The 17,505-nt window shown below is 36.9% G+C and carries 12 protein-coding genes; 1 reads left to right on the top strand and 11 read right to left on the bottom strand.

The window, feature by feature from the left end; translation table 11 throughout:
* Nucleotides 1-2: 2 nt before the first annotated feature.
* Nucleotides 3-1,628, bottom strand: a complete 1,626-nt coding sequence (locus acsn021_RS08940) for a type 2 periplasmic-binding domain-containing protein (protein WP_184091270.1) — start codon at nt 1,626-1,628, stop codon at nt 3-5.
* Nucleotides 1,629-2,003: 375 nt separating this feature from the next.
* On the opposite strand from acsn021_RS08940, the gene acsn021_RS08935 reads away from it, so the two are divergent.
* Nucleotides 2,004-4,304, top strand: a complete 2,301-nt coding sequence (locus tag acsn021_RS08935) for a helix-turn-helix domain-containing protein (RefSeq protein ID WP_184091272.1) — start codon at nt 2,004-2,006, stop codon at nt 4,302-4,304.
* Nucleotides 4,305-4,426: 122 nt separating this feature from the next.
* Here the strand turns inward: acsn021_RS08935 and acsn021_RS08930 are convergent, their stop codons facing one another.
* The 10 genes from acsn021_RS08930 to acsn021_RS08885 form a co-directional block, all read right to left on the bottom strand.
* Nucleotides 4,427-4,690, bottom strand: coding sequence for a hypothetical protein (locus acsn021_RS08930; protein WP_184091274.1), 264 nt, complete (start codon nt 4,688-4,690; stop codon nt 4,427-4,429).
* Nucleotides 4,691-4,700: 10 nt separating this feature from the next.
* Nucleotides 4,701-5,279 (bottom strand): TetR/AcrR family transcriptional regulator, encoded by a 579-nt coding sequence (locus acsn021_RS08925; RefSeq protein ID WP_184091276.1) that lies wholly within the window; start codon nt 5,277-5,279, stop codon nt 4,701-4,703.
* A 108-nt stretch (nt 5,280-5,387) separates the two neighbouring features.
* Nucleotides 5,388-7,628, bottom strand: coding sequence for a right-handed parallel beta-helix repeat-containing protein (locus acsn021_RS08920; RefSeq protein ID WP_184091278.1), 2,241 nt, complete (start codon nt 7,626-7,628; stop codon nt 5,388-5,390).
* 222 nt (nt 7,629-7,850) lie between these two features.
* Complete coding sequence (locus acsn021_RS08915; RefSeq protein ID WP_184091280.1) at nt 7,851-8,222, bottom strand: iron chaperone; 372 nt, start codon at nt 8,220-8,222, stop codon at nt 7,851-7,853.
* A 311-nt stretch (nt 8,223-8,533) separates the two neighbouring features.
* Entirely contained in the window at nt 8,534-10,303 is a 1,770-nt protein-coding gene (locus acsn021_RS08910) for a hypothetical protein (RefSeq protein WP_184091282.1), read from the bottom strand.
* A gap of 341 nt (nt 10,304-10,644) precedes the next feature.
* Nucleotides 10,645-11,370: a LytR/AlgR family response regulator transcription factor gene (locus acsn021_RS08905; protein WP_184091284.1), complete on the bottom strand. Its 726-nt coding sequence runs from the start codon at nt 11,368-11,370 to the stop codon at nt 10,645-10,647.
* A 274-nt stretch (nt 11,371-11,644) separates the two neighbouring features.
* Nucleotides 11,645-12,847: an amidase domain-containing protein gene (locus acsn021_RS08900; protein ID WP_184091286.1), complete on the bottom strand. Its 1,203-nt coding sequence runs from the start codon at nt 12,845-12,847 to the stop codon at nt 11,645-11,647.
* Between the two features lie 501 nt (nt 12,848-13,348).
* Entirely contained in the window at nt 13,349-14,536 is a 1,188-nt protein-coding gene (locus acsn021_RS08895) for a glycoside hydrolase family 5 protein (RefSeq protein WP_184091288.1), read from the bottom strand.
* Nucleotides 14,537-14,632: 96 nt separating this feature from the next.
* A complete protein-coding gene (locus acsn021_RS08890; protein WP_184091290.1) occupies nt 14,633-15,940 on the bottom strand; it encodes a glycoside hydrolase family 43 protein in 1,308 nt (435 codons plus the stop codon).
* 33 nt (nt 15,941-15,973) lie between these two features.
* Nucleotides 15,974-17,389 (bottom strand): family 43 glycosylhydrolase, encoded by a 1,416-nt coding sequence (locus tag acsn021_RS08885; RefSeq protein WP_184091292.1) that lies wholly within the window; start codon nt 17,387-17,389, stop codon nt 15,974-15,976.
* Nucleotides 17,390-17,505 lie beyond the last annotated feature (116 nt).

The following is a 17,505-nucleotide window of genomic DNA, read 5'->3' as shown; positions in this document are numbered from 1 at the left end:
TTCTATCTTGTCAGAAAACGGTCATATGCCGCCTGCCTTATTTCCAATAAACGCTCAAGTCCCATATCATGTAAGGTCTGAACAAAAGCATCGAAGTTATCAAGAGACTCCTCTCCTGTCAGGAATTTTAAGGACATTTCTTTAACATAAGTGTTAATAGCATTAGAAATAGAACTGCTTTCTGTTGTTTCATCAGGCGTCATTGTAACCGCTGTCGGATATATCCAGCTTGTGGCTTCCTCATTGGTGCCGTCATACCATAAGGCTCTGGCCGCCTCTGATTCCGGAAGAGATGTTTGTTTTATCATTTGCAGCGCCTGAATTCCTATGCCCCAGCCTGTTTGACCTGTGTGAAGTCCCATAGCTTCCCGCATACCTAGTTCATGTTTTCTTATCTTATCGGTAAGTGTAGGTACTCCGTTAATCATTTCATATGTATCTCCCTCTACACCAAAGTTCCAATAATAATTACCTTCTTCGCTAAAGGAATAATCCAGCCACCGCAGTGCCAGTTCTACCTTTTCTTCGGGACAACTTGTGGTAATGGCTGCTACTGCTCCTACCATCTGGTCTTCGCTAAAAATTGCACTGGTCTTATCTCCTGCGGTTTTAACCGGATATGGTATACCTACCCAATTAGCACCATTACCATTAGCAGCAGCATCTTCAATAAAAGTATTCAGTGCTCCCAGGTTTGCATTGGTTATACCTACCTGGTTATTAGCAATTTTAGTCCTCAAACCACTGTCATCCAAAGTAATAACATCCGGGTCAATAAGCCCTTCTTTATTTAATTGATTCAGCCAGGCCATGTACTCTTTCCATTCTGGCTGTGCCTGTGCCAGCTGCACCTTATTTTCTTTATCTATAAAAAGAGCCATTTCAATGGTGCCATAAGCTCCAAAAGCTCCTGCCATACCGGGTGATACCCTCCAGGTGGGACAAAAAGCGAATTTTGCTCCATAAGCTTTATGAAAAGTACGTATGGCATTTTCCCAGTCCGCTGTTGTGATTGGAATATCCAGCTTCTGTTCCTCCAGCCAGTCCTGACGTATCATAGGCCCCATATATACGGATTGGCTTCTATCCTCTCTAAAAAATCCGAAGCAATAGTACTTACCGCTGTCTGTTTTCACCGATTTATCTGCATATTCATTCGCCTTTAGATACTTCCAGTAATTAGGAGCATACTTTGGCAGTAAATCCGTTAAATCTCTAAGAATTCCTTCCTCTATATAAGTTTCGGCATCGTTTATAACACCATGCCAGATAATATCAGGCAATTCAGACTCTGCCATCGTTAAATTAAATGCCTGGCTGGCATCTGTTCCAGATGTCGGAAAAGTCCAATCCATATAAATACCGGTCTGTTTTTCAAGACCTGTATGAAAGGGTGACTCCTCCCAACTTCCTACCGTCTGGGAAGGTATTAACTGACTTGCCCAGATACTTAAGGATTCCTCGGTTTCCATAGGATATCCGGTGAATTCCAGCGGATTCGTTGTTTGGGTGGTATCCTTTTTCTTAGTATCATTCTTTGTATTTGTACCCTCTTTTGAACACCCCGCCATTAAGGTACTTATGATAGCTGCAATAAGCCCCAATGTAATCAGTCTCTTTTTTAGCATTTTCCACTCTCCTATAAAATGAAGTCTTTTAAACCAGGCAAAAAACAACTCTGCATAGTCCGGCCGGTACCACTATGCTTTTACTGTATTACCTGATTTTATTATAGTGAATGCTATTTTGTATGTATATCCTTCATTTTTAAATAAAATTGTTCATTTTCACAAAAAAAGTTGTTCATTTTTAAAATAGATTGTTTATCCTTAAAATTCTATTTCTTTTTCACCTTGCTTTCAATATAATGTTAATAGGAATATACTGGAATCTAATTCTTTCGCTTGTCATCCTTTGGCAAGCTACTATACAGAATTTATACGATAGAAAAGTAATAAGAAAGTGACCTCACAGAATTTCTGCGAGTGTAATTGGTGTAAGAAGTGAAAAAATTAATTACGTTTTTATTTCAAAAAAGGATATTCTGGAAGTTTTTTATTTCATATATTATTATTTTTTCCATACCTTTTTCTGCCATATTCTTTACATATATAACTGCCCAAAAGACTACACGTGATGAGATTATGAATGCAAGCTCCAATTCTCTATATCAGTTTTTTGGTGTTGTGGATTCAAGTCTTGCTGAACTGGCACAGATTAACATATCACTGCTTAATTCCTCTCTGACAAAACAATATAGCTATCATACAAGAGAAGAATTAGAATATCCCCTATTTGATTCCTATGAACTAAAAGAATTCCTAAAACCTTTTAAGCAAGGAAATATAGACGATATCTTCCTCTATTACCCACATTTAGAAAAGATAGCTGCCTTAAACGGCTGCTTAGATCCTGCTACATTCTATGAAGCTTATTATAAGGACATGCTTACTGGGGAGCAATTTTCAGATATTTTATCATCACCTTACAAAAGTTTAAAGCCTACCCTGTTAGCATTGAATTCTGATATACGAAATGCTGCTTTGGCTGTACTTGTTTCTCAGAGATATCCCGGCGGAGAGGAAATGATTTCTCTTGTAAGTTTTAATAAAAATTCTCTGAAAAAGCTTTTTCAAAGTGCAGATTTTCACAGTAAAAGTACTTTAATGATATTTGATAACCAGCATAAGCTTTTAGCCTCCTCCCAAGACATCAATACAGACTTTAATTTATCTGGTTATGAGGGGGGGAATACGTTATATTATGATACCTTTGGGGCGGAACACTATGTAATACAGGTTTTCGCTTCCCGAACAGCAGACTGTATATATGTCTCCGCAACACCTTCCAGTGCTTTCTGGTCAAAACTTACCCATATACGGTTTGTTGTCATAGTAAGCAGTTTATTTTGTATGCTATTTAGTTTTATCACTGCGTATTTTCTTGCAAAGCAGAACTATTCGCCTATAACCTCAATTTTGAATACCATTTCTAACAAAACGGTTTATGTGAATACTAGTAAAGATAATGAAATAGTGTTTATTAATAACGTATTAAAAAATTGCTTAGAAGAGATTCATCAGCTTAATAACCGGCTGGGTACGAAAGAAGCCAGAGAACGACAAGACTTTCTTTTGCATGCACTTCAAGATAATTATCCACCAAATGATCCATCTCTTGATGATATCTTTTTGCAGCATCATATTACACTATTGTCGGATCGTTTTGGTGTTCTATTAATACAGATAGAAGAAATTGACCGCCATATGATTCCATATATACAGGAAGATAGTCCTGCTCTTTTATCCTTCATCCTCGCTAATGTATCACTGGAACTTTGCGCTTCAAAGCATCAGGGCTTTCTGGTAAATATTGCCCCCATGCAATATGCCTGTATCGTAAACTTTAATAGGGATTGCGAACTTAACGACGCTTTATCTTATGTAAACTTTATAGCCAAAGAATGTTCCCTGTTTATACAAAAACATTACGGAATCTATACAACTATGGCAATATCCAATATTCATTCCGGCCTCTCAGACATGCATACTGCTTATACGGAAGCTTTGCACACTCTAAAGTACCGTTTTCAATATGGGAAAAACAGTATTATAAGTTACAGCTCCATTCAAAATAAAGCCTTTCACTATAATAATGCAAGCGATTCCAAGTCTGCTCAGATTATTATGGCTTATATCAAAAGAAAAAAGGATTGCAACTGCGGAAAAGATGTTGTGGGTGAAATATTGTCTCTAGCAAATATAAGGGAAAATTCTGCTTTGGAGTCCCTGGAATTCTTCCGCTATGATACGGTAAATTCCTTAAGTAAAATTATCTTTGAGTCTCAATTAAAGCAGTTAGAAGAAAAGAACCAGTTTACAAAGCAGCTTTTAAAAGCAGAATCCTTTCAGGAATTCCTCGATATCCTAATCAAGACACTGGATATCCTCAGAAATTATAACGATACTATAAAGATAAGCAATACCATCTGTGATAGAGCGGCAGCATTTATTGAGACCAACTACATGGATTATAACATAAACAACACAACCATTGGAGATACCCTTAATATATCTCCCTCCTATCTGTCTCAGATGTTTAGAGAACAAAAGAATATTACACTAATGGAATATCTATACAAAATAAGAATAAAAAAAGCAAAGGAACTACTTACTAATAATGGTCTTACGTTAGATGTAGTTGCTGCCAAAACAGGCTTTTTAAGCAGTTCAACTCTTATAAAGGTATTTAAAAAGAGTGAAGGCATAACTCCCGGTGCATATCGCAAGCTAATACAGCCGTAACGCTTAAGCTATGCTTATAAACGAATACAAAACAAAAGAAACTTACAGGTTAGACAGCGCACTTCTAACCTGTAAGCTTCTTTTATACGAGTTTAAAACGAGTTGCTAATAGGCAACCGTATTCAACTTTTACTATTCTTACCCGTACGTTTTAAGTTAAATATATTGGATACTACAGTAATAATCCCTGCAAGTAAAATTCCAAATCCCCATACGTAACCCAATACATTTAAAAATATCCCCATAAGAAAGAATACAATTCCTATCCCAGTGCCGAAAAAAGACCCTGCTCTAGCTATTTTTTTAGACGGATAAATTCCTTTTGCTGCATTTTTTGATAGTGCAAACATTTTCATATTATGTTCTTTTAAATTAAATTGCTTCAAGCGCTTTCTCCTATTCAAATAATTTATCAATCAAATTATCTAACATAAAGTCAAATACTTCAAAATGATTACATGCCATCTTATCTTTACTGGCAATCAGAGACAACAATGCCGCCATTACAGATAAAGCTTTTTCTTCACTGATACGTAGTTTTAAGAAAGGCTTATAAAGCATTACCTTCGCTCCTGCTAAACTATCATAATATACACTTTCTCTTTCTTCCTCGGTTAATTTGTTCATAAAACTTGTAAAATCGGGACTGGTAGTATCATAAAGGAACGGACTTTTATCGTACTCCCTAAAGATTACTCTTAGTGCTTTTGCAATACCAAATTTATTTTGTTCTGCCGATAGTATTTCTTCTATACAATGATATAAGTTTTTTTGAATCTCTTTTAGTGCTTCTAAAAAAAGCTGTTCTTTCGATGTAAAGAAAATATAAAATGCACCTTTTGAAATGCCTGCTTTTAAACACAGCTCGTCAATACTGGTTTTCTTATATCCAAATCTTTCCCACTTCTCTTTGCAATCGGCTATGAGCTTCTGTCTTATGCTGCTTTTTTCCTGTTCTGTAAAACTTTTCGGCATATAACACCTCTGTGACTATTATTATTTTTCTAGTCATATATATCATAGCCTATATGCTTAATTCTGTCAATACTTTTCTTGCTAGTGTATGCCACAGGCAGTCCCCTGTTACTGCTCCACAACTCCAAAGTCATCTGCATAAGCGTAAGCAGTACCTGACGGCTTATATACATATATTTCTGCGCTGGTAGCATTCGCTCCGGTCGTAAAGGGAAGACTTATCATTGTCCAGGTTATACTTGATGATGTTATATTCGACTCTACCCCTCCAAAGTCTTTTACTCCTATTTTAATCTGCTCTCCTGAATCAACCTTCACCCATACAGTATAAACATAACTTGTATTGGGAATTAATCCAGATACTACTTGCTTTAGACCATCTTCTTTAGCTCCAAATCTCACACTCTTAGAAGAACTTCTCGGAACAGATACAGATTCAGCCGTTTTTGAATGTGTTTTTACCCACGGCGAAATCACTCCGTTTTCAAGGCCTCCCTGTCTCACCTTATTCGTATAAAGGAAGCTAACTTGCTCAAAAACCGGATTTGGCGGTGATACAAAACTATGTCCTGCAACCCAGTCCGTTCCGCCATACTCATAAGCACCAATATCAGGTGCCAGACCAATGAAACCATCCGTTATTCCCGGTATTACTACGCCGGCGTCAATAGCCGGTGAATTGGGTCGTAATCTAAAGTTATAAGCCGAAGGATTGACAAAAATAGGATTGGTTCCTTCCGTAATATTATTACCACCCGTTTGTATTCCAGGCAATGTAAAGGAAGTCGTAAATATGTTATTAAATATTCGGTCACCATACATATCAGAGGCAAAATCTCTTCCCCAATATCCTACATTTCCATTACTGTAGGTGGTATTATTATAAATCAGATTAAAATTGCTGGGAGTGTTCAGCCGTATTCCAGTATAATTCCCCCATACTACATTGTGATGAACAATATACCCTTTACTTCCATTATCTAAATAAATCCCGCTGCCAGAATAATTTTGGGCTAAATTATCATGTATGTAATTATGATGAATCACCGTCCCCTGACCATCCCAACCAAATTCATAAAGAATACCACAATCCTTGGTAAGCTTGCCGGCATTATAAAGATTATTATATTGTATACAGCTGTTTTGGGTGGGAACAAATATAATATGCCGCCCTGCGTTATAAACTGTGTTATGGCTTATAAGGTGATTTGCACCTAACAAATAGATGGCAGGTAAATCAGCCGCTGAATAGTCTGCTTCATGGATAAGGTTATTAATGACTTTATTGCCGGTTCCTTGTATACTTATCAGATTCCCTGAACTATAGGTAAGCGTACTATTGCTAACTTCATTATAACTACCTGACATAAAAATTCCCGTACTGTACTGCTTCGTTACATCTGTATCATGGCTTATATACTCTGCAGTCATATTAGATACTTTACAATAATTAGAGCCAGACATTCTGATGGTAGCACCAAAAATATTGATGCCGGTTACATTAATATAGGAACAGGCACTTAAATCAAACGCATAGATACGCTTCTTGGCTTCAACCGTTATGGTATTAGGATCTGCTCCGCCCGGCGCCCACAAATAGAGTCTATTCGTCTTGGTATCAAAGTACCACTCTCCTGCACTATCTAAGTCCTGTAGATTTCCGGTAATATAGTACCTGTCTCCCGCTGCCGCCGCTACTCCAATTTCGTCAAAGGTAATAGTACCCGGAGCCGAGGCAGTAATCGTACTGTTATAAGATTTATAACCTGGTCCCGGAACACACCAAAGAGTTTTACCGACCCAATAGCCTTTTGCTTGCGTAAGCTTTGCATCCACAATGCTTTTACTTGAACCGGAATCCGCTATTCCTAATACAGGGTTTAACGGGTCAAGAGTGGTTGAATTAGGCCATCTGGCTTCTGTTTGCATCTGTCCGTTAACAAATATCTGGTCTTTTGTACCTAATGACCCTGTCATGGATGCAGAATATATGGAGCCAGAGTACTTTGTCCATCCGATAACCGTATCAGCACCGCTTACAGTTACTGTCTCTCCTTTATAAGCTTGAAATGTGATAGGCTTTGTGGATGTTCCTGATTTTAAAAGCGTAACTGTCTCTCTGTAGGTACCTCCTCTGATAATACAGGTATCACCAGCCACCATGGTATCTGCTGCTTTTTGTATTGTTCTCCATGGATTTGAAATTGTACCTGTTCCGGTGGTGTCGTTTCCTGATGTGGAAACATAATAGTTAGCGGCCGCTTTTGCTGTTTCCTTGTCTTGGCTAAAAGCATACATACCGAGTAATACTATTATTACTAAGAATATACCTTTTTTCACCTTATTCATTATTAAATCCCCCTTATTTGTTTCCTCATACACTTCATTCATTGACTATAGCGAGAAATCCTTGCTTGCCCTGTTTTTATATATCTCGTTTTTTAAGAGCATGAAAAGGTAATCAATAAACGCGCTGTAAGGAAATACTTATTGTTACTCCTATAGAATCGGCAATTTGATACGAAAACTTTATTACCTCCGGTGTTCGTGTATAAAGTTTTTCTTATTTTTCTACTTGCGCCAAAAGGTTGTACATTTTGCCTTATCTGAAATATTGAATGCAATTATTTTCTCAAGTAATGAGAAATCAACCGGACTATCCCAGCGGATACGTATTAACTCTTTGGTGTGATCGTAGCCAGCTTGTACAATATCATTTGAAAATTGATAAATCCCTACTCTCTCAGGTGCAACCGCCATATGTTGTTTGGCTACACTAAAGCCAATAATAAATGTATTATGATTGGTAAACATTGGCTGATTCCATGCGATTTTAGGTGTTAAATTTGGAAAATGCTTTAATACCCAGCGCAAAACCTCCTCCACCCGGCCACGATACTCTAGGTTGTCAATACTTGCTAAATACTCTGCAAAAACTTCCATGCTGCCTCCCATCTGTGAGCTTTGATGCACACGTATTAATTTCTTAATTAACATAACCTATACTTATATTGTCCCAAAAACAATCCGCCATACATGACTTGAAAACAGCTGTATTTCTGGTTTTACATTCTTTAATGAGCCTTTTCATAACAGGTTTTGCTATCGTTTAACTTAGCTATTTTATCTATATACTATTTTTTTTAAAATGGCAATCTAACTTTTCAATACAATGAAAACATTTATTTGCACTAAAATGTATAAGCACTAAAGGTCATAAAGTAAAGAGGATGCCGTAAGCATCCTCTCACTTATTAATCACCTATTTCATAGTGGTAATCGATATATATCCCTGGCCTAAAAGACAAAGGAGAACCTGATGTTGAAGCTCGTACACTCATTTGCCAGATTCCGTTAATATTTTTATTGGTTGTAGCATCCTTTACATAACCTATCTGAATACTTAAAAAGAAATATTTTGAAGTATACCAGGATGTTCCACCCGGAACACTTACTCTCCAATATTCAATCATAGATGGTTTAATATCATCTAAGCTTTTTAGATAAATATTATCAGCTACAGCAGTACGGGGAATCGTAGAGCCGTTGTCTCCAACTGAGATGTTAACCGCTGAGGAAAATCCGGATGAATTTGCTCTTATATTAGAGGTTGCATATGCTGTTGTTGTCTTTGATAACATATTAGGTTTTCCTACTGTAACATTCATTGTCTTTTCAATTATAGCCTCCGTCGAAATGAGGCTTGGGGAATAAATTACCAGATAGTAATCTTGCCCTATGGTAGTGGTTAATCTTGCTTTTTCGGCATAATTATAGGGTCCACAAAATTTAGATTTATGTACATCTGCATTTGCACTATCATTGGAATCGAATAAGATTGTCAAATCATTAACATCTCTAACCTGAAAACGAGTCTGCGAATAGTAAGTTAATAACGTGAATACCATCGTTCCATTTGCGGTAAATCTATACCAGCTTTCATCTTTGTTCGGAGTATATAAAGTAAAATGATTCTTACCTAATGTTTCAGTATATAAATCCAGCCAAACCGTATTTTCAAGTCCGCTTAGCATAGGTTCAACGTCTTTTTTGTCACCCACCATTACTCTATATCCACTTGCCGTAGAATCAAAGGATGCTGCCTTTACACTAATTGTATAAGACACACTTGTTGCATCAGGTGCTGGTTTGTTAATAAAGAACCATCGTTTCGCACCACCCATGGTAGTAAGGGTAGTCCCTGCCGCATCCTTAATGGTCATGGAAGGAAGTGACTTTCCTGTGTTTACCAGACAAATAGCTGCTGTATTCATTTCTGAAAAATCTATCTCAACATTATAATCCTGAATTTCATTCAAAGCAGTAAAGCTATTCTCAAACACCTGATAGTTTTCAACAGGAACTACCTCAAATTCATACCCTACAACCGCTGACAGCTCGCCCGAGGTATCCATAACCTGATACAAAACCGTATAATGTCCAGGATTGCTAAACTGCGTAACAAACCCAATATTATTGTTTAAGTTACCCAAATAGTATGCTGACGGAAATCCACCCAAATATCTATTTAGCAGTGTATCACCATCTTCATCAGAAAAACTCCATAGCCATGCTAATTGAGTATCTGTTGTTATCTGCCCGTTTTTCAACGAATCCTCATTTAGGACAATTGGCTGCAAACCTGCTACTGGTGCCGCACTCAATTTAATTCCATCCTTCTCACTTACTGCATTTGATGCTTGAATCATGGTTGCAGGAACTAAGGCTTCTACATTTTCACATATTACATTCTCTTTTCCTTTTGCCAATTCAGCAGCAGTTCTCATTACATCTGCATTTGTTGTGTCACTCTTCATAGAAGCAGATACTTTATCTCTTTCAGCTTCCACCTTTATTTGTTCCTGGTATTCTTCATAAGACAATGAATGTATCGCCTGATTACTTGCCTCTTCTGCATGCGTAGTAATAATCCGTGTGCTGCCACCTATCATCAAACAAGCAAAGACAATCACCGTACATCTCACTACTTTTTTCCCAATTGAATCGTTTCGTTTGCTAATCATACATTACCTCCTTTTACACAATTCATTATCAACTCGTGTCCCTCAGCTACTCTTAATAGGTTCTCAATACACCCCCTGTCTGTTCTATACTATCAATACAAAAGAGACATCAAATGGTACTTGCCTTTTAGCAATGTGAAAGAGAATAAATTATATTTTATCTGCCAACAAGAGATACTTTATTAATTAAATCAATCTTTCAACCATCCCCATCTCTTTGTACAAATATAGGGTATTTTTTACATTTGCGCAACTACTTTAGCATAATTATCCTTATTATGTAATAATTAGGAATATTATAGTTAGAATCGTATATACCCATGCCCTATAAAGATCTAATATTATATTAGTTCACAATAAGATGTATATTTACTTACCACCTCTTTATATCTTTGTTTTGCAACGTTTAATTCATTTCCATCTGTTAAAATAACGCGGTATCTCTTTAATTCTTCTACATATATTAGATTCACTAAATAGCTTTTATGAATTCTACAAAAACCACAAGCCTGGAATTTTCCTTCTAACAGATCCAATTTCCCATACATTGTATAACAATGGATATCATCATTCCTTATGTAAAAATAAAGCTTGTGTAAATTACTTTCTACATACATAATATTACTTAAGGCTACTTTCTTTCTGCCTCCTTGAAATTCAAATAATTGCATATTTACGTTATTATCTACCCTGGTCAGAATCGCATCCATACATTCTACAAAATTCATATCAAATGTTTTCTCAGCTTTTAATATACATCTTATTGCATTTACTTTATATCCTTCCAGAGCATTCGCTGCATCTGCTGTAACAAATACAAGGCAAGTCTGCCGCGTATACATTCTTATCTGTTTTGCTGTCTCAATCCCATTTAAGTCCTGCATACTAACCTCAAGGAATATAGCATCATATTCTTTCACTCCTACCCCCAGTTGCAAAATCTGTACTCCTGAATGATAAACATCCACTGTATACGAGATTTCTTTTTCTAGAAAGTATTCTTGTAATAGATTTTGGATTTTTACTTTGTAGTATTCTTCCTTCTCACATACTGCTATCTTAAACATATAGTAGACTACCCCTCCATTTATAGTATTAAAATATATTTATATAGCATATGTCGACATTTTTTTCCAATTTCCTAAATCATTTAATTATCCAGAAAAATAAAAAAGATTTACATACTCCTTACTTTTTACGTTCTGATTCTCAATCTAATAGTTGCAATTCTCTCATAGCAGTTAAAACAGGCTAAATCTTACGGTCATTACTATGACGTAAAACTTAGCCTGTTGATTCTATTTCGTACTTCAAATGCTGCTTTTACACCTCATTTATTCTTTATTTCATAATAGAAGACTGGGGTTTATAAAAATAGGCTGATTCTGATTTATAAACTACATTTACTGCGGAACTGCTGGAAAGCTTCACATTAGAATGCTGGCTGTATTTTATAACTGAACCGTCACCATAGGTAACTAAAGCCACATGACTCGTATTTGTCCAATACATGATACTGCCGGCAAATATTGTATTTAAAGCAGTTTCTCTATAGAAGTAGTTCTTTCCTGTCATATATGGAACTACACCACCATTGTTATAGTAGCCTGTCCTCATCCAATTGACTCCACAGGTAGCCGTTTTTCCATTAGAGCTTGGATACCACCCTCCCGACCTATCAATTGGTATTCCGCCTGCGTTGAGTGCTTTTGATACAAAATTGGCACAATCACTGCCTTGTCCATTGGAAGCAGAAAATTCAGGTGTATCGGTAGCATGGGCTATTGCATAATCTCTGGCTGCTATCCTGTCATAGAAGCCGGCTTGAATAGTATTCTTTAGGAGTGCAGACTGGAGCGTGGTAACATATTCTCTGCCGTTTTTTTCAGCAACTAAAGAAGCTTCTACTTTTAATTCATCTATCACAGGTTCTAACACCACTTCTTCTGCATCGGTTCTGTAGTACAAATCATAATCAACCTCCATATTTGGCTCCTGCTTATCTAACAAATTGTTGTTAACATTTAATGCAATTGCATATGTAAATACTGATGCATCTGCTTTGTTATAGTATAATGTTTCTACCTCTTTCACATATTCATCAATTTTATGGTCAAGGAACTGCTTTTCAGATGCTGACTCAACCTGAGATAAGGCTTCAAACATGCCCTTAACAAAAGGGCTGTCGGAAGGATGTCTGGTTAATGTCATATCTGTGTATATGTTAACATCGACAATTACGCTTCCATCTTCTGTTCGTTCGTTGCTAAATTCACCCTTAAAATTAGTTAGATTATAGGATTCACTATACTCATTAAGAATTCTCTCTTTTAGTTTATCAAAAATCACCTGTGCTTGTCCATCAGTCAAACAGGTGCTGCTGTTAACTATATCTTGTAAACTTATAGACTGAGGGACTAATAGAGTCGCACCGACTTCCTTGGCAAATACTTTCCCGCTTAAGCCAACTAACATCATCAATACCAATGCTACTGATACTATTTTATTTTTCATGTTAATACCTCTTTCTTTTTTGATTCTCATACACACTAGCTCCCTTTGTATATCATATCTACCAGCAAAACAGCTATCCTAGCTTCCATTGATTCTCTCCGGTGTCAAAGAAGATTTTTCTTCCCCTAACGACATGCCTAAAATAAGCTTGCTGGAACTTCACTTAATAAACCAACGGAATCACCCCCCCTTATATTTTCTATTTACAAATTATGTTTGTACCAGTATACCAAATTTTTACATTTTTGCAAGTATTTTCTTAAGAATTTATTAATATTTTTTACGAAGGTTTTGCTTTTATTGTAATCCTCACTATTCTATAAGTAATTATAAGCCTCGGCTTCAACAGTTTGCTTACGAATTCTTTTAGTTTTCTCAGATTTAAGCACAAAAAAAGACCGCTTATCTTCTTCGTTTCCTACATAACATCAGAATATAAACGGTCTTATATGTAATGAATATTCACTTATGATTAAGCTGTATCCTATATTAAAATAGTCTGTCTCTAATCCATTCTATCTTTTAATACCTTTATTGCCCCTTTGCATTTCGAATTAGTGCATCCGCAACCTCAGGTTGATACCAAGTTAAGTTGTAACGGTTAAATATTCCAAATACTTCATTGGAAGGATTTCTTGTTTCTACATAATATCCATTATCCCACCATACACATTTGATATTATATCGATTGGCAGCACTCATATAGTCCTTGAGCCACTTAATTACTTCACTTGTATTTTGCTTGGTTGCGCCATTTACAGTAATCTGCTTACTAACAGCACCAAATTCAGTTAAAATAACAGGTGTGCCTTTGCTTACAAAATATCTGTTTGCCAATTCCATAACATAATCAATATCTCCCTTTAGCGAACCATCCCATGTGAATTTTTCCCAATCTGTATTAGGCTGGAAGGTAAATGCATATGGGGTATATGCGTGTATTGCAACCATAATGTGATTATCATTTTGAGGAATTCTCAAATCAGCCATTGCATTTTCAGTAGCAGCATTTCCATAAGGAGATATGATAAGGCATCTTTTAGCATTGTTTCCACCCGTATTTCGAACGGTTCTGACAAAGGCTTCGTTTAAATTATTAATTACAGCCCGCTCTTCTGGGGTACCTCCTGACCACTCATTTGCACTTCCTATGGTACGAACCTCATTCATTCCTTCAAATATTAAATGATCACCATAATCCTTAAAACAATTTGCAATTTGTGTCCATAAAGATGTAAACTTTTGGATTACTGCTTCGTTTTGAATGGGCTTTAACCAATAATTTGTATCATGATGCTGCGCATCAAGGATGACATACATATTGTTTGCAAAAGCATAGTCCACGATTTCCTTAATACGACTGAGCCAAGCTTGGTTAATCGTATAATCAGGTGCACCACCTACATTCTCTGCAAGTGTTACAGGAATTCGAATAGTATTAATTCCTTTGTTACTGATTGTATCAATCATTTCTTTTGTTGTTCTTGGGTTCCCCCATTGGGTTTCATTAACAGCGCCGCTACCATGTGAATCAAGTGTATTACCAAGATTCCAACCTACTGTCATTTCAGCCAGCAAGTTTGCGGCCGGAATATCTCTCATGCTTCCATAATTTTTGCCATCTGCTGCATTTGCACCAACTACATGTGTAAACCCCATAACCCCCGCACAAAATACCATTGCGGCTAAAAACATACCTAATAGTCTTTTTTTGCACATACTTAACCTCTCCTTTTTTGATATTGTAAAAATTATTTTTTACATTATCATTTTACATTACTTATATTTATTTGTCAATTATTTACATTTTTAATGTCACTGAAAATTCCAATAATCGACTTTAAACAGATTACCTGTCAAGTCACCATGAAAGGTAAAATATAAATCATGTATGCCAGTTACATTCTTAACATTTGTTTCAACCATTACCCAATTATTAAATGAACCGGTATTTGTTGCCGTAATCTCCCCTAATAAAATTCCGTCAAGACTATCCATATGTATTTTCATTGTTCCTCCATTTGAAGAACAAGAAACACACGCACGAAATGATTTTGGTCCGTACGTCCCGAAATCAACATTACTAATCTTAATAAAATCCCCATCGTCAATATGGCAAATATTCATTCCACCCTGCGTACAAGGCTCTGTCTTAATTCCTTGTTCCCAGGCAATTGTTTCAGCTTCATTCCGAATATAAGGATTTATGGTACCAACTGGTGTTACCCCTTCTTCCGTCATATGGAGCATAGGAAAGGTACCATCCGCATTATATTGAAATTGCTCCACACATACAGAACGGGTAAAACCTCCTCCTCCCGCTAAAGCACCATTATGGTAAAAGAAATAAGAATTTCCTTTAAAGTCAATAATACCGGGATGATTCGTAAAACTGCCTCCCTCCGTTGGCATGATAATTCCTCTGTATGTCCATGGGCCTGTTGGGCTAGTGCTGGTTGAGTAAGCAATATTTTCCGGTATCCCACTAGCTGCATACACCATATAATACAACCCATTTCGTTTATAAAACCATGGCCCCTCTTCGTACAGTGTTGCTCTATCAGAATCACCAGTACGTTTTCCAAAACCTTCCTCAGTTAATGGCACCTTTACGATACCAACCTTTTCATCATAAGATATCATATCTTCATTTAGTTTCACATACCAAAGATGTGGGTTGCCCCAATATAGGTAAGCCTGACCATCCTCATCAATATACACGGTCGGATCAATGTCTCCTGTTTCTGTTTCTACCAGCGGATGTCCTAACGGGTCATGAAACGGCCCTGTTGGGCTATCGGATACAGCAACTCCCACCGCCATCTGTCCGCCTTTTTTATTCATTGGAACATAGTAATAGAAGATATCATTTCTTTCTATGCATTGTCCTGCCCAAGCATCTCCCCGTGCCCAGCTAAAATCCGTATAAGCCAGTGGTGAGCCATGGTCCGTCCAATTAACCATATCCTTAGTGGAAAAACATCTCCAATCATTCATGGTAAACCAGGTGGAATTATCCTCATCATGTCCTGTATACAAATACAAGGTATCCTTATAAACCATTGGTGCTGGGTCTGAGGTATAAATAGTCTGCACCACTGGATTTCTTCTCGTTATTTTCATATAAACACTTACCTCCTTAGACACATAGTTTATTTAGTGTAAAGAAAAGGATTTTAGAGCAGCACTTCCCTCTCCCTGATAGGTAATATAAATTGCCTGCACACCATCAGGTATTACAATATCTGAGGTATATTCCTTCCATATATTACTGGATACTACCGGGATACTGCCAAGACTTTCCCCGTTCCAGGAAGTTTTAATATGGAATTCTCCCTTACAGTACCCTCTTACCTTTATCCCAATCCTTCTAATATTTTTGCAGCTAAAATATTTAAAGCCAGCCGTAGCAGAATCTCGCATATTAAGGATATACCCTTCTTCCATATCTCCGTCTTTGCCATCCTGGGTGATTTTCGGATATCTGCTGTCCATCCACATACCACCAGGTGCCGTATAAATTTCTTCATATCTGCAAAAAAGATTACAGGCTATATAAGCCGGATACTCTCCATTCCCTACGAGTGGTTTACCATTTAATCCACAGGAGGTCATTTCTGACTGCATTATACTTCCATCCTCCAAAAAGACAAGTGGTTCTGCACAGCCTTGTCTGCTAAAATTCGTACCATCTGTATGACGATGATAGAATATGTACCATTGGCCGTCGACCTCTATGATACTGCCGTGATTGTTAGACCCATAAAACATTGGTTTAACTGCTGGCTTATAAGTATTAATATGCATATCACAGTTACTGCTGACAACTCCCCTATATATAAAATCCTTCGTAGGAGATTTGCTTGTTGCATAACATAATTCATGCATAGCAATTGAAGAATATATAAAATAATACGTGTCACCCTTCTTACGGATAGAAGGAGCTTCAAAAAATTCATGTCCTTCAAAGGAACTACCCCTGCTATAAGGTTCGCTTGGAGCAATAAAAATGGGTTCTTCAATAATTGTAAGCATATCTGCTCCTAATATAGTAACCATTGGGCCGCTTCTTTTGGTATCTCCTTTCGGACAAAATCCCGTATATAAATATGTTTTATAACCTTCTGTGAACACTCCAGGATCAAACTGCGGTTCATCTCCTTTTCTTTCTCCTAGTCGCGTTCCATCCTTATAGGACACATATCCATAGAATTCATATCTTCCTGCCGGTTCCTCACAAACTGCAACGGAAACAACGCTAACCTTATCTAGTACATAATACAGATAATAACGACCATCCGGACCTCTTGTAACATCGGGAGCATACAGACACATACTTCCGTCCTTATTCATGGGATCCGATGTTTTTGAATAAATCACCCCTTCATAACGCCAGTCTCCCAAATCATCCGTTTTAGCAGACCAGCATACATAATCATTCAGGCAGTATGCATTTCCTCTAAAACGGTCATGGGAGCCAAATACATATAGACGTTCTCCGAATACATAAGGTTCTCCATCAGGAATATACTCCCAGGATGGTAAATAAGGATTAAAAGCTTGCTTTTTCATTGTTCAACCTACAACACTGCCACTATAAAATCAGCTAATAGAATTACTCTGTGGCATCCTTTCTCTTTATCTATATTTCTTTTAAATCTAACTACTTCATATATTACTTTTACTTT

The sequence above is a fragment of the Anaerocolumna cellulosilytica genome, from assembly GCF_014218335.1.
Lineage (GTDB): Bacteria > Bacillota > Clostridia > Lachnospirales > Lachnospiraceae > Anaerocolumna > Anaerocolumna cellulosilytica.
This window is presented reverse-complemented; position numbering and strand designations above follow the sequence as displayed.